At 57.4% G+C, this 14,576-nt stretch carries 9 protein-coding genes; all 9 read right to left on the bottom strand.

The window, feature by feature from the left end; genetic code table 11:
- Positions 1–5: 5 nt before the first annotated feature.
- A complete protein-coding gene (gene rfbH, locus CSQ93_RS00685; RefSeq protein ID WP_099376302.1) occupies positions 6–1,331 on the bottom strand; it encodes a lipopolysaccharide biosynthesis protein RfbH in 1,326 nt (441 codons plus the stop codon).
- Positions 1,332–1,349: 18 nt separating this feature from the next.
- The gene (gene rfbG, locus CSQ93_RS00680) at positions 1,350–2,417 is read right to left on the bottom strand and encodes a CDP-glucose 4,6-dehydratase (protein ID WP_099376301.1); all 1,068 of its coding nucleotides are present in this window, start codon (positions 2,415–2,417) and stop codon (positions 1,350–1,352) included.
- Positions 2,417–3,187, bottom strand: coding sequence for a glucose-1-phosphate cytidylyltransferase (gene rfbF / locus CSQ93_RS00675; protein WP_099376300.1), 771 nt, complete (start codon positions 3,185–3,187; stop codon positions 2,417–2,419). The genes rfbG and rfbF overlap by 1 nt, the downstream gene beginning before the upstream one ends.
- A 70-nt stretch (positions 3,188–3,257) precedes the next feature.
- Positions 3,258–4,517 carry a GumC family protein gene (locus tag CSQ93_RS00670; RefSeq protein ID WP_099376299.1) on the bottom strand — a complete coding sequence of 420 codons (1,260 nt, stop codon included), beginning with the start codon at positions 4,515–4,517 and terminating at the stop codon, positions 3,258–3,260.
- 124 nt (positions 4,518–4,641) lie between these two features.
- A complete protein-coding gene (locus CSQ93_RS00665) occupies positions 4,642–6,558 on the bottom strand; it encodes an SLBB domain-containing protein (RefSeq protein ID WP_099376298.1) in 1,917 nt (638 codons plus the stop codon).
- Between the two features lie 55 nt (positions 6,559–6,613).
- A complete protein-coding gene (locus tag CSQ93_RS00660) occupies positions 6,614–9,517 on the bottom strand; it encodes a YjbH domain-containing protein (protein ID WP_099376297.1) in 2,904 nt (967 codons plus the stop codon).
- A gap of 380 nt (positions 9,518–9,897) precedes the next feature.
- Positions 9,898–10,599: a DUF4197 domain-containing protein gene (locus tag CSQ93_RS00655; RefSeq protein WP_035822663.1), complete on the bottom strand. Its 702-nt coding sequence runs from the start codon at positions 10,597–10,599 to the stop codon at positions 9,898–9,900.
- Between the two features lie 182 nt (positions 10,600–10,781).
- Positions 10,782–12,371, bottom strand: a complete 1,590-nt coding sequence (locus CSQ93_RS00650) for an SEL1-like repeat protein (RefSeq protein WP_099376668.1) — start codon at positions 12,369–12,371, stop codon at positions 10,782–10,784.
- A 2-nt stretch (positions 12,372–12,373) separates the two neighbouring features.
- Positions 12,374–14,572: an EAL domain-containing response regulator gene (locus CSQ93_RS00645; protein ID WP_099376296.1), complete on the bottom strand. Its 2,199-nt coding sequence runs from the start codon at positions 14,570–14,572 to the stop codon at positions 12,374–12,376.
- Positions 14,573–14,576: the final 4 nt, after the last annotated feature.

Here is a 14,576-nt window from a genome sequence, read left to right as displayed (position 1 = left end):
CTTTCTTAGAAGTTAACGCCAAAGAACTCTTCGATCTTTCTGATCGAGAAGTCCATCATTTCCTTGGTCAATCCAGGGAAGACACCAATCCACAGCGTATCGTGCATGATGCGATCGGTATTGGTCAGTTCGCCAGATACCCGATAGTTACGGCCGATCATGTAAGGCTGGCGCGTCAAATTGCCGGCAAACAGTAGACGGGTACCGATCTTGTGCTGATCCAGGAACGTCAGCAGGCTGACGCGGTCAACATTTGCTTCCGGGCGGATGGTGATCGGGAAACCGAACCAAGATGGATCTGAATTCGGTGTCGCCTCTGGCAAGATCAGGAACTCCTCGCAGCTTTTCAGGCCGTCCTTCATGTAGGCGAAGTTGTCCTTGCGCGCCTGCACAAAACCGGCTGCGCGATCCATCTGTGCTAGGCCGCACGCCGCCTGCATATCCGTGATCTTCAGGTTGTAGCCTAGGTGGCTGTACGTGTACTTGTGATCATAGCCTTCCGGCAGCGATCCCAGCTTGCAGCAGAAACGCTGGCCGCAGGTGTTGTCCTTGCCCGGCGCGCAATAGCAATCACGGCCCCAGTCGCGGAACGATTCGGCAATCGCTTTCAGTTCCGGATTATTGGTAAACACCGCGCCGCCTTCGCCCATTGTGATGTGATGTGCAGGGTAGAAACTCATAGTGCCGATATCGCCGAAGGTGCCGCACATCTGGCCGTTGTAGGTGGCGCCCAGGGCGTCACAGCAATCTTCCACCAGCCACAGATTGTACTTTTTACACAACGCGACGATGACTTCCAGATTGAACGGATTGCCCAGGGTATGGGCCAGCATGATGGCCTTGGTTTTATCGGTGATGGCCGCCTCGATCTTGCTGGCGTCGATATTGTAGGTGCCCAGCTCGACGTCGACGAAGACGGGTACGGCGCCAAATTGCAGGATCGGATTGACGGTAGTCGGAAAACCGGCCGCGACGCCGATGACTTCGTCACCGGGCTGGATGGCGCGCGCGCCCAGTTTTGGCGATGTCAGCGCCGAAAAGGCCACCAGGTTGGCCGACGAGCCGGAGTTGACGGTGATCAGGAATTCGACGCCGATGAACTTGGCCAGGCGCTTTTCGAATTCATCGTTGAAGCGACCGGTGGTCAGCCAAGCGTCGAGCGACGCTTCGACCATCAGACCCATTTCAGGCGCGCCAACGACTTTGCCGGCCGGTGGAATCACCGTCACGCCCGGTTCGAATGGTTTTGGCACGCTGGCCAGTGCGCCGTATTGCGCCACCAGGGCGGCGATCTGTTCGCGGAGTTGTTGTTGGGTCAGTTGTTCGCTCATGATACAGCCTTCAATTTGTTAGGTATTTTGATATGTAGTGATTTGTGCCAATGTCATTGCACGCATGTCCGCGCCCTGGTCGCAGGCTTTATGCCATTCGACAATTTTGGCGATGGTCTGGCCGATGTCCCAGCGCGGATGCCAGCCCAGCTGGCCACGGGCCTTGGAGCAATCAAGCTTCAGATAAGTCGCCTCATGCGGATGGTTCTGTCCATCGAGCGACCAGGACGCACCGGCGCCCCACTCTTGCGTCATGCGTTCGATGATCCATTCCACCGGTTTTGCATCGGTGTCATGCGGACCGAAATTCCAGCCTTCGGCATGCACAGGACCTTCGGTGTACAGCTTTTCCGCCAGGGTTAAATAGCCGCTCAACGGTTCTAACACGTGCTGCCACGGTCGGATCGAGTGCGGATTGCGTATCATCACCGGCTGGCCAGCGCCTATGGCGCGCAGCATGTCGGGAATCAGTCTATCCATGGCCCAATCGCCGCCACCGATGACATTGCCGGCGCGGCCGCTGCCTAGCGCAATGCCATGTTCCGCATACTTCTCGGCATTAAAAAATGAGCTGCGGTAGCCGGCCGTCACAAGTTCGGCGCAGCCCTTGCTGTTGCTATAGGGGTCGTAACCACCCATGGCTTCGTTTTCGCGGTAGCCCCATGGCCATTCGCGGTTTTCATAGCATTTGTCGCTGGTGACGTTCACCACCGAACGTACGCCAGGCGTAGCGCGCACGGCTTCGAGCAGATTGACCACACCCATCACGTTGGTGGCGTAGGTTTCCACCGGATTCACGTACGAATAACGCACCAGCGGCTGGGCCGCCATGTGGATCACGATTTCAGGCCGCGCTTGCGACATGGCGCGCTTGAGCGCGTCACCATCGCGCACGTCGCCGATAATCGAAACCATGCCGCGCGCCACGCCCGCCACTTCAAACAGGCTGGGGGTGGTGGGTGCTTCCAGCGCATAGCCGGTCACTTCGGCACCCAGTTGCTGCAGCCACAGGCTCAGCCAGCCGCCCTTGAAACCGGTATGGCCGGTCAGGAAGACCCGCCTGCCTTGCCAGAATGCTGCGTTCATTAGCAAGCCTTCCAAGGTGCTTTACCCGATTGCCACAGCTCTTCCAAGTGCACCTTGTCGCGCAGGGTATCCATAGGTTGCCAGAACCCGCGATGGAAAAAGGCGTCCAGCTGACCTTCGGCCGCCAGGTGTTCCAGCGGCTGCTTTTCCCACGTGGTGCTGTCGTCCGCGATGTAATCGATGACTTTCGGCGACAGCACGAAATAGCCACCGTTGATCCAGGCACCATCACCTTGCGGCTTTTCCTGGAAGCTATTAATCTTCTGGCCATCCAAAATCAGCGCACCGAAACGGCCCGGAGGCTGAGTCGCAGTTAGCGTTGCCAGCTTGCCGTGCGCTTTGTGAAAAGTGATCGATTCGGTGATGTTGACATCACTGACGCCGTCGCCATACGTGAAACAGAACGCTTCCTCGCCTTCCAAGTACTGCTTGACGCGCTTCAGGCGGCCGCCGGTCATGGTTTCATCACCGGTATCGACCAGCGTGACTTTCCAAGGTTCCGCATTGCGCGCGTGAACTTCCATCTGATTATTCTGCATATCGAAAGTGACATCCGATGTGTGCAAGAAGTAATTGGCGAAGTATTCCTTGATGACATAGCCTTTATAACCGCAGCAAATGATGAAATCATTCACGCCATGAGCAGAGTAAGATTTCATGATATGCCATAAAATTGGTTTTCCGCCAATTTCCACCATTGGTTTCGGCTTGGTCGACGTTTCCTCACTTATTCTCGTACCCAAACCACCAGCTAAAATTACTGCCTTCATTTCAGAGAACCTTATAATTTCACATAATCTAAAAAATAGATAATTGCAAATAATAAATTAAATTTTAAATCTATTTAACCTTATTGCTTCCCCATTTGCAAAACATTTTAAACTGTTGAAATTTTTTCAAATTTCTTGGATCCCTCGTTGAATTCCTGAAGGCGTCCGCTAAAAATGCCCAGAAAATAGAGAAAATTGCTGCTAAAAATCCTGAGAAAATAACAATTATGCTGCGTGCTGGCTTTGATTTTTTATCTGGTGCTATTGCACCATCCAACACTTGCAATATTGAACCCTCTTTTGCCTCATCAACTTTCGAAATTTCCAGTTGTTTGGCAAGCATCTCAAAAATTGTTTCTTGATACTTTACATCACGAACTCGTCGGGTATATTCCAATCCCAGCTCAGGAACCGAACTAGTTGAAATGGAGATGTCACCCTTACCCATATTTAATCCAGTTTCCAGCTTATTTAACTGGGACCGTAATCCGAACAACTCTTGTTGTATTTTTATATAATCTGGATTATTGCTAGTAGAAAAAATTCGCATAGCACCAAGTGCAACCTCTTTGGAGGCCATTTGTGCCTTAATTGCAGCGGCAGCTTGAATAGTCGCTTCAGCTTGCTCATTAAGCTTGATTAAACCAGTCTTTTCCTGAACCTGTTTCAATGCGACTTCTGCATCACCAAGTGCTACTTTTACCTGCTGCAACTGGCGTTCAAAAAATAGTCTACGTTGCGACGCCTCGGTCACCGCCAGAATTTTAGTCAAATTCTGCAATTCCTCTACATACGCATTGGCCAAATTCGCAGCCAACTTGGGATCTTCATCCGTCACTTCAATAAAGATCAAACCATCTTTTCCATTGACAATATTAGTAGCTTGTTGAAGACTATTCCGAGCATCACTTTTTAATTTTACATCATATATAGATTGAAGTTTAAAACGTTCAATCAGCTTATCTGACACTGTTCTACTATTCAACATTCCAATATAAATATCGTTAGGATTTTTCAGAGCTGATGCCCCGCCAGTCAATCCACTTAAGGCACCGAGTTGCCCTAACAATGCATTCGAGCTAGACTGGGACTGCGGCGGCAATAGTTGAGTCCTGGCGGTATATTTATTGGCAATTAAGAGACTCATTCCAGCCGCCACAAACATAACGAAAAATACTGAAAAAATAATATTTTTCTTATTTTTGACAATGACAATTGCCATATCAAGAAAGTCAATTTGATCACTACGGCCATCAACTTTCATCTGATTATCTTGTAAATTATTTTTATCAGTCATCGTTGCTTCTTTATCCATATTTTCAATTGCCATATCATAATTTCATTCTAAAAATAAAATTCATATCGAATATTCATCAATGAAAATGCAATCCAATAAAATTATCGCCAATAAATATAACCAAAAAATGGCTATGTAATTTATCAAGTCAATGCCCTTAATCTTTAAGTACTTTTAAACCAGCAGCTCCTAACCCAAACTGATAAAAGATAGACGTCCAGTCCTTCAAGCTCTGCATGAACGTGCTGCGTTCAATCTTCTCCGGCACCACCACGGTATCGCCAGGATTCAACGCCGTGCCGCCGAGGCCACCGAACCAGCCAGTGCCTTGGCTACTTTTCGCCGTACCATCAGCACGGATCACGTACATCTCCGATTTATCCGCGTTGGCGGTAATGCCTCCAGCTTGCTGTACATAGTCATTAACCGTACGCTGTGAACGATAGACAAACGCGTTTTGCTGGAACACAGAACCCAGCACATCCACGGTGCCAGGGCGGCGCGGGATCAGGATCGAGTCGCCATCCTGCAACGGCAGGTCGGGCAGGTTTTTCACTTGCGTATCGACGCCTGGCAGATCGAGGACAATGCGTCCTTCCGCCTTGACGGTACGCAGTTTTTGCACGATGCGGCGCTGCTGCTCCACTTCGGCCGCGGTCTTCGCTGCATTTTCCTTGTCGCCTGAGGCAGACATGCGCTGGGTGGCGTTCGATTCCAGGTCGCGTTCGAAACGGTCGGCCACCTGGTTCAATTTGATTTGCTGGGCGCGGCGGACGGATTCACGGTTCAGTTGTGTCGCGTACAGGTAGCCGTTTTCATTGGCGCCGCCGACACGGGCGATCAGCTCGCGCAGGGTTTCGCCTTTTTTCAAAAGGAAGATTCCGCTCTGCTTTGCTTCGCCGGCCACGCGCACATATTCATTCTGAATTTGTGCCTGCACAGGTACGGCGCCTGGCGCGAATACGCGCAGAATATCGGTCGGTTTGACAGCAATACCGGCCAACTGGCTACTGGAGACACCTTTGTCAGCTACCAGTTCCACCACGGTCTTGTATTGGTTATCGACGTTTTTCTCGACGATCACCTGCTTCGTTTCCGCAGCCGAATCAAAGCCGCCGGCCCAGCTCAAGACATCGGCCAGGCTGGCATTGCCCTTCAACTCAAAAATGGCCGCTTGCTTCACGCTACCCGTCAAAGCCACCAACGGGCCGACTTCAGGAATATAGATCACGTCGCCGTCACGCAAGGTGACGTCGCGACTCTTGTCGCCTTTGACCAGCATGTCATACAGGTCAAAGGTGCTGATGGTGTCCTTGCCGCGCTTGAGCTGGATATTGCGCATGCTGCCGGTGGCGTCTGGACCGCCCGAGGTAAACAGGGCGTTGAGCAAGGTGCTCATGGAATTCAAGGTATACGTGCCAGGACGGACGGCATGGCCAACCACGTACACTTGCACGGCACGCGTTTGCGCGATGCTCGCTGTCAGGTCGAAATTGGTGTAAATCTTGCTGATGGCTTTCTTCAGGTAGCCCTGCAGATCCTTGTACTGCACGCCGCTGACCTTGATGGAGCCGACGCGCGGAATGAAAATCGCACCGCTGCGGTCGACCGTGGCGCTGACGTCGATGTCGACCATGCCCCAGCCGCGCACCTGCAACTCGTCACCCGTGCCAATCACATATTCCTGGTTCACCTGGACACCGTCGAGCGGCGCGAAGGTGGATGGCACGTCGATGAACAGATCCTTGCCGAAGATGCTCAGTTTCTTGCCCGTCACGCCATCGACATACTCTTCGAAAGCACCGACTGGCGCCTCGGCATCTGCAACGCTGCGTTTGACGGTCGGGTTGGCTGGCAAAGCTTTGACTGGCCGCTGCTCACCGCGGCCACTGCGAATACTGGGCAAGCTGCTGCCACCCATTTCATTCCCCTGTGCACGGGAAAGATCCGTGCGAGGCATGTCCGTCGCACCAAGCTCCTGTTCTACAGCATAGGCAGAAGTTGCACCCAGCAGAAGAGCCGAGAAAATCGCGTGTTTCACGAAAGGCGGGGGAATACGAAGTTGCTTTTTCATGCTGGTCTTTTTCTGGATAAATGATGTTGTATGAGTAAAGGGACGCCATGCGCGTTTAATATTTGCCCTGCCAGGTCACGCTGATTTCTTTCGGTCCGGGATTGATCGACAGGCCCGATTTGCTCTGGTCGCGCTGCGCGTGCCACAGCCAGCTGCCCATGGCGTAGCCCACGATGCCGCCAGCGACCGTGTCGGAGACCCAGTGCTTGCGGCCAAACACGCGGCCGGCGGAACCGACGGCGGCCACGCTGTACAGCCATGGCGCATCGTATTCCTTGGCAAACGGCGTCACGGCGGCGAAGCCGATCGCGGCATGCGCGGAAGGGAATGAGGAATTCGAGCGGGAATTGCCGCTGCCGACGCGGCTCCACGTTCCGAGGTCTTCCTCTGGACGGGCGCGGCCAAACGCATATTTGCCGGCCACCGCCAAACCCGTTGCCGCGGCAACCGATTGCAGGGAAATGAGTCCCGTATTTTGCATGCGCTCATCGCCCAGGGCAAAAGCGGCGGCAGCGGCGCCAACTGCGGCATAGGGCATGGCCTTGCCCAGCTTGTCCCAGTTGCGGTAAACCTTGGAGTCTTCATGTTTCTTGACGAAACGGTCGACCGGTTTGTCAGCCAGCGCGGAAGCCACCACCACACCGCCGACCACCGCCGTCGCCTTGAGCCATTCAGGGACGCTAGGCGTAGCAGATGCGGATTGCTCCAGGCGCGCGCGCATGGCGGGCCATGGGCTGACAAACGGCCGGTCTGGCGGATTGACGGCAGGCAGGTGCTGTTCGTCCTGCCGCTCGGCAAAGTTACCCAGGCCATCGTAGCTGTGCATGTCGGCACGCGGACGCTCGAACATGTCGTACAGGTCGCCAGGCGAGGCCACCATCTGCCCCACATCGCGCGTCCATGGCGCAATGGCAAAACCGGCCGTCGATTGCGTGTCCATCGGCAACATGCTGTTCAACGGCACAGACAGGAAGATGCCACGGTCCTGGTACGGCTTCGATGGGGTGCCAGGGCTGGTGATGTCGTTGCCGTTCGTATGCGTGTACCAGGCGCCGACTTCGATACCGGACTGGAAGCGGCGCTTGAATTCCACGCGCACGCCCGTGTCTTTGGCCAGGAAGCGGCCGGCACGCGCCGTCACGGTAATATCGTGCGGCAAGCGGTAATGCAGGGAACCGATCGCCGTCACCGTCTTGTAGTCGCGCGAGTCGAGCAAGCCCTTGTAGCCACGCTGCTGCAAGGCATCGACGGCCACATCGGCCGCCCAGCGGCTATCCTTCGGCAGGTACAGCACCTGGCCGCCCACACCGCGGAACATGTCTTCATACAGCCCGGCCGACATGCGGGTATACACGCGCTCGGCAGGATTGTTGTATTTGTTCAGCAAGACGCGGCTCAGCGAAAAACGCCCGCCGCGCAGATATTCCGCGATATCGGTACGCACGTGCGGCAAGTTGCTGTTCGATGGCTGCTTGACGCCCGATACCGTTTCCAGCAACTGCAGGCTGGCGGCGCTGTTCAGGTACAGGCCGTCACCGAGGCGGCGGTCGTAGTTGGCCACGGCCGAAATCGAATAACGGAAGGCGCCGCTCGGGTCATTGAAGAAGAAGCCCACCTTGGGAGCGACCTTGAAGCGGTTCGCCTCGCGATCCAGCGATTTGATCTGTACCACGTCGCCATCAACACCGACGCCGACGGCCAGCTTGCCATCGTCCTTGATGACGCTGGCGGCCTTGACGGGAGCCGGTGCGGCGGCAAGCGCGGGCGCCGCGGCAATTACCGGTGCGGGCGCAGGTGCAGGTGCTGAGGCAACGACGGGCGCCGGCTTGTCGAGGAATTCCTGCAGCCAGCCTTGCTGGTCATCCCGGATGACATCGCTTTTCTCCGGATAGCGCAGCAGCACGACGTCGAGGAAGGCCTTGCGGTCGATCTTGCCTGCCAAATAGTCGTTCAGTTTTGGCAAATCAAAGAATTCGTAGGTGGCGATCGGTTGGTCCAGCTTGGTATACGTGATGCGCAAGGTCGTCACGCCCTTCGGCGCGAAGGCGACAGCCGTGCGCGCGGCGCGGCCAACGGCGCGGCCCATGTTTGAAATCCGGCTGTTGGTCAGGCTCAGGCTCAGGACATTGCCTTCTTGCTCGACACGGATATTTTTATAGTCCTGTTTTACCAGAGCATTGACCAGGTCGGCGCCATACACGGGGTCGCGGTGCCATTCTTCCTTGCTCGGCAGCGGTGGTGGATTCTTGTCGTCGACGAAATACGCTGGTTCATACACCTTGGGGACGAACTCGCGCTCGCCAAACGGAATGCTGACATAGGCGTTCAGGCTGAACTGGTCGCGGCTACGTGCCGCTTGCAAGGCAAGCCAGCCCCAGCGGTACTCCAGGCCAACCGAAGCGCCCTTGCGGCGCTTGCCGGCATTTGTTTCACTGGCACGGAAGTCGCGCAAGTAATTCGTTGTATCGTACTCTGCCACTACCGACCAGCGCGGCAGCGCAGTCGGCGTCCAGCGCGCGCCGGCAAACACGCCGTCCGGGCGTTTATGGGCGTAGCCCAGGCTCGCTTCGATATTCTTGCTGGCACCAAATGTCTTGGTGGCAACGACATATTGGCCCTTGAACAGCTCGGTACCGAACAAATCCGTCATGCCGACGGCAACGGACGGCATCCACTCCGTTTCCGTCCACAGGCGCAATTTACCGTCGACGACCTTATCCTTGTAGCGGCCATAGCCACTGCCATATTCGCCGGGCGCATTGGTAAAGCCAGGAATGCCCGTGATCGACACATAGCGCCCCGTCATTTGCAGAAAGGGCAGGATATTCGCCGTCGCCCACAACTGGCCATACGGGCTGTCGTAGCTGTAGCCGACGCTGAAGGTGCCATCCGTTTCCACCACGGCGCTGGGCATATTGATATAGCCGGATTGACCACCATGATTCGGGGTCGCGGCCATCACCGAAGGCGCGCCAAGCACCAGACAGCCACACCAGGTATATTTGATTGATTTTCTGAGTACGCTTAACAAATCCGGCTACCTAAAATATCCTGCACCTGGAATTCCTGAGAATGTATTCAGAAAATCAATGAGCTTGGGGAAACGTGAATAAAACGAAAAAAGGCCAACCGACGGGCATTTTGCAATGCCACGCATCAGTTCGCCACTAAAACTGGGCACTCCCGGGCAATTGATCGTTGCTTAACCATGCCTCAGGAATGTATGTCGCGGAATTTTAACATTGTTTTCTTGTAGCAAATGCTTAACTTGTTTCCCTTGCGCCACACTTATCCATGCAGCGCAAACACCGCCTGCGGCCCTGCAGCAGGCGGGAACAGTCACTTCAAACTGCCAAATACTTTGCCGATAATCTTGCTGCCGTAGGCGAGCGGATTGCTGCGGATGGCTTTTTCTTCCTCGCCGATCATCAGGTACAGGCCGTCAAGCGCACGGTCCGTGACATAGCCTTCCACCGTCGATTGCTGCTGCGGCACCAGCCCCGTCTTGCCGATCTGGCTCATGGTGCTGTTGTACTTGCTGGCCAGGCCGGAACGGTCGGTCACGGATTTCACGATGGGCAGGAATTTGACGGCCAGGGGCGCCGAGGTCTTCTGGCGGAAGAAATCCGTGACGGAGGTATCGCCACCGGACAGGATATTTTTCGCATCGCTCACGCTCATCGATTTGACGGCGTCGAGCAGCAAGGGCTTGGCCATCGGCACGGCCGACTCCGCGGCACGGTTCATCGACACCACCAGGTCGTCCAGTTGCTGGCCGCGGCCCGTCATTTTCAGCAAGGGCTTGGCTTGCTCCAGAATGCCGGGCAACTTGATCTTGACCTTGTCATTGTTCAGAAAACCATTTTCGATGCCCAACTTGGCAACGGCGGCGGCCGATCCGGCTTCCAGCGCCGCTTTCAAGCCATTGCTCGCATCCTGGTTGCTGAGGGCATCCAGGGGACCGGCGCCGGCGCCGGACGACAGCAACACCAGCGCACACAGGAGGGCGGCCGAACGGCCAGTGGAAGGGTTCAGGCGCATAGTTTTCCTTTTCTAAAGAATAGACAGACCACCTTCTGCTGGAACCTTAGCACATCAAAACCGCAAATACGGCAGTAATTTTTTGCGTCTTGGGGGAAACAAGGGGTGCCACAGATGGCGAAGGGAAAGGACTATACAGCAGCGGCTGTTGTATCCGCGCACGCTAACGCGGGCAACGCAGCTCAGCCGGCTATCGCCGCCAGCTGTTCGCGCACCCGCGCCAGATCCGTCTCGCGCATGCGCGCCGCTGTCTGGCGCAGGGATTTTTCAGCGCCGGCCACGCCGGCGGCCGCCGCCATCGACAGCCAGATGTATGCCTGCTGCAAATCGAGCGGACCGCCCTGGCCGCTGGCCGCCATCAAGCCCAGATTCATTTGCGCCCGCGCATGGCCCTGACGCGCGGCCAGCGCATACCAGTCCCAGGCGGCGGCATAATCCTGCGGCACGTCCTGGCCATTGTCATGCCGCAAGCCCAGCGCAAACTGGGCCAGGCTGTGGCCCTGCGCGGCGGCGCGGCAATAACAGGCGCAGGCCTGCTGGCTGTCGGGCGCTGGACCATCGTCGCGATCGTGCAAGATACCCTGCATGTATTGCGCCGGCGCGTAATCCTGTTCGGCAGCGCGGCGGTACCACTCCAGCGCCAGCGACAGATCCTGCGGCACGCCCTGGCCGTTTTCGTAGCGCAGGCCCAGGTCGAACTGGGCCCGCACATGTCCCTGGTCGGCCGCCTTGCGGTACCAGAAGATGGCTTCCTGCGCATCGGCCGGCATGCCCTGCCCATGCTCATGCAACAGTCCCAGCTGGTACTGCGCGGCGGGAAAGCCCTGCTCGGCGGCCTGACGGTAAAACGCTTGCGCCTGCGCGTAATCGTGGGCGCCATGTTCATGGTGCAGGCCCAGGTTGTGCTGGGCCGCCGCATGCCCCTGGCCGGCCGCCTTCACGTACCACTCGAGCGCCGCCTGTTTATCGCAGGGCACGCCCTGGCCGTTGTCATAGATCAGGCCAAGGTTGAACTGCGAACTGGCATGCCCCTGCTCGGCCGCGCGCCGGTACCAGGTGATCGCCTGCCTGCTGTCCTGCGGCAGCACGTCGCCATTTTCATGGCGCAGCGCCAGATTGAACTGGGCCGGTGCATAGCCCTGCTCGGCCGCCTTGCGCATCCAGGCAGTCGCCTGCTGGCGGTCCTGGCGCACGCCCTGGCCATTGTCGTAGCGCAGGCCCAGGTTGAACTGCGCGCGCGCATAACCCTGCTCTGCGGCCTTGCGGTACCAGGCGATGGCTTGCACGAAGTCCTGCGGCACGCCCTTGCCATTGTCATACATCATGCCCAGGTTGTTTTGTGCACCGGCGTCGCCCTGTTCCGCCGCGCGGCTGAACCACAGCATGGCTTGTCCGCTATCTTGCGCGAGCCCCTGGCCCTTGGCATACAGCCAGCCCAGGTTGTATTGCGCCGCCGCGTAACCCTGCTCGGCCGCCTGCTGGTACCAGTGCGCCGCCTGCGCAAAATCCTGCGCCACGCCCTGCCCCTTCTGGCACATCACGCCCAGGTTGTATTGCGCATGTTCGAGCCCCTGCGCGGCGGCCAGGCCATACCAGTGCAGCGCCAGCGCATAGCTTTGCTCGATACCCTGGCCATTGAAATGCATGAAGCCCAGGCTGTGCTGGGCGTTCGCATTACCCTTTTCGGCCAGGCCTTTCAGGCGCAGATAATCAGCTGTGTAATGAGCCGCCGTGGAATGAGCAGCCGTGGAGCGGGGATCGGCAAGCGGCACGGTCAAGCCTCGATGGCCAGCGTCTGGGGCACCGCGGGGGCGGCATCGGCGATCAGGCGGTTCTGCTCCTGCAGCACGCCGATGAAACTGCCCAGCGAAATGGGCCGGTGGTACAGATAGCCCTGCATCGTGGTGCAGCCCTTGTCCTGCAGGTAGCGCGCCTGGCCTTCCGTTTCCACACCCTCGGCGATCAGGTGCAGGCCCAGTCCGCGCGCGATCGAGATGATGGCCAGGATGACGGGATAGTGTCCGTGCTCGTCGTGGATTTCCTTCACAAACGACTGGTCGATCTTGATCGTGTGGATGGGGAAGCGGTGCAAATACGACAGCGAGGAATAGCCGGTGCCGAAATCGTCGATGGCCACCGACACGCCCAGCTGGCACAGCTTGTTCAACTGCTCGATCGCATACTGCGGATTGCGGATGCAGATGTTTTCCGTGATCTCCACTTCGATCTTTTCCGGCGCGATGCCATAGCGCGTCAGCGCGCCGCGCATCTTCTCGAAAAAGTCGCCCCGGTCCAGGTATTGCGGCGACAGATTGAGCGACAGGCGCACGGCTTCGCCGCCGGCCGCATTCCACTGCACCAGGTCGCGGCACAGGGCACCCAGCATCCAGTCCGAGATCGGCAGCATCAAGCCGTTTTCCTCGGCGAACGGCAAAAATTCGCCGGCCGTCAGCAAGCCCCGCTGCGGGTGGTTCCAGCGCATCAGGCCTTCGGCGCCGACGATGCGGCCCGTCATGACATCCACCTGCGGCTGGTAATACATCTCCAGCTGGTTCAGTTCCAGCGCCTTGCGCAGGCTTTGTTCGAGCGCGATCTTCTGGTGCGACACGTCGAGCATGGACTCATGATAAAAACTGTGGCCATTCTTGCCCAGCGCCTTGACCTGGTACATGGCAATGTCGGCGTGGCGCAGCAGCTCGTCGATGGTCTCGCCGTCGCCCGGATAGATGGCGATGCCGATGGAGGCGGAAATATGCACCTGGTTGCCATCGAGATCGAAGGGCTGGTGCAGGCATTCGAGGAACTTGTCGGCGATCAGACGCGCATCCTGGCGGTCGCGCAGCTCCGGCAGCACGATGGTGAATTCATCGCCGCCCTGGCGCGCCAGCGTATCGCCGCGGCGCAGGCAATCCTTCAGGCGCAGCGCCACCTGCTGCAGCAACTCGTCGCCCTTCACGTGGCCCAGGGTATCGTTGACCAGCTTGAAGCGATCGAGATCGATGAACATCACGGCCAGTTCCGTCAGCTTGCGCCGCGCCTGAATCACGGCCAGCCCCAGGCGGTCCTTGAACAGCATGCGATTCGGCAGGTCCGTCAGAATGTCGTGATAGGCCTGGTACGAGATGACTTCCTCGGCGCGCTTGCGGTCGGTGATGTCGCGCGCCACGCCGTAGGTGCCGAAGTATTCCTGCTTCCGGGCTTCGTGATCGTGCATGCCGATCGAATTGAGCGGAACCGTCATCAAGGTGTTGTTGAAGGTACGGTCGCTGCCGCTGCCGCTATGGCACTTCAGGCGTAATTCCACATTGCGCGAGGCACGCTCGTCGATGCGGCGCTCATTGAAGGCATAGCGCGCCCGCTCCTGGTCTTCATCGTGCACGAGGATGGAATAATGGCTGCCGATCAGCTCTTCGCGGCTAAAGCCCAGCAACTGGTGCACACGGTCGTTGATGAAGGTGATGCGGCCTTCATGGTTCAGGGTGTAGATGATGTCGGGCGAGCTGTCGACCAGATAGCGGTACATCTTTTCCGAGTTTTCCAGCTGCAGCGCGATGCGCTCGTTTTCCAGCGCCAGTTTGCGCTTTTGCAGCGCGTTCTCCACCGTCTTGAGCAGCTCCTCGCGGCTGTACGGCTTGCGCAGGTAATCGTAGGCACCGCGCTTCAGGGCGCCGATGGCCGCCTCGATGCCGACGTCGCCGCTCATGACGATCACGTCGCCCTCGATGCCACGCCGGTTGATGTGGTCCATGATTTCATGGCCGCTCATGTCGGGCAGGCGCAAGTCCAGCAGGATCAGGTCGAAGCGCAATTTCGACAACTGCGCCAGCGCCTCGCTGCCGCAGGTCGCCGTGTACAGCTGGTAACCGCGGTCCTTCAGCAATTCGTGGAGGGAGGCGAGCAAACGGGGCTCGTCGTCGACCAGCAGGATGCGCGGGCTGTTTTCCAGGTCAAACGGAATGGCGGAGGAGTTCATGGAC

This window comes from Janthinobacterium sp. BJB426 (genome assembly GCF_002735705.1).
In the GTDB taxonomy this organism is placed as follows: domain Bacteria; phylum Pseudomonadota; class Gammaproteobacteria; order Burkholderiales; family Burkholderiaceae_D; genus Janthinobacterium.
Note: the sequence above shows the minus strand (reverse complement) of the source record. Positions and strands in the feature narration are given on the sequence as shown.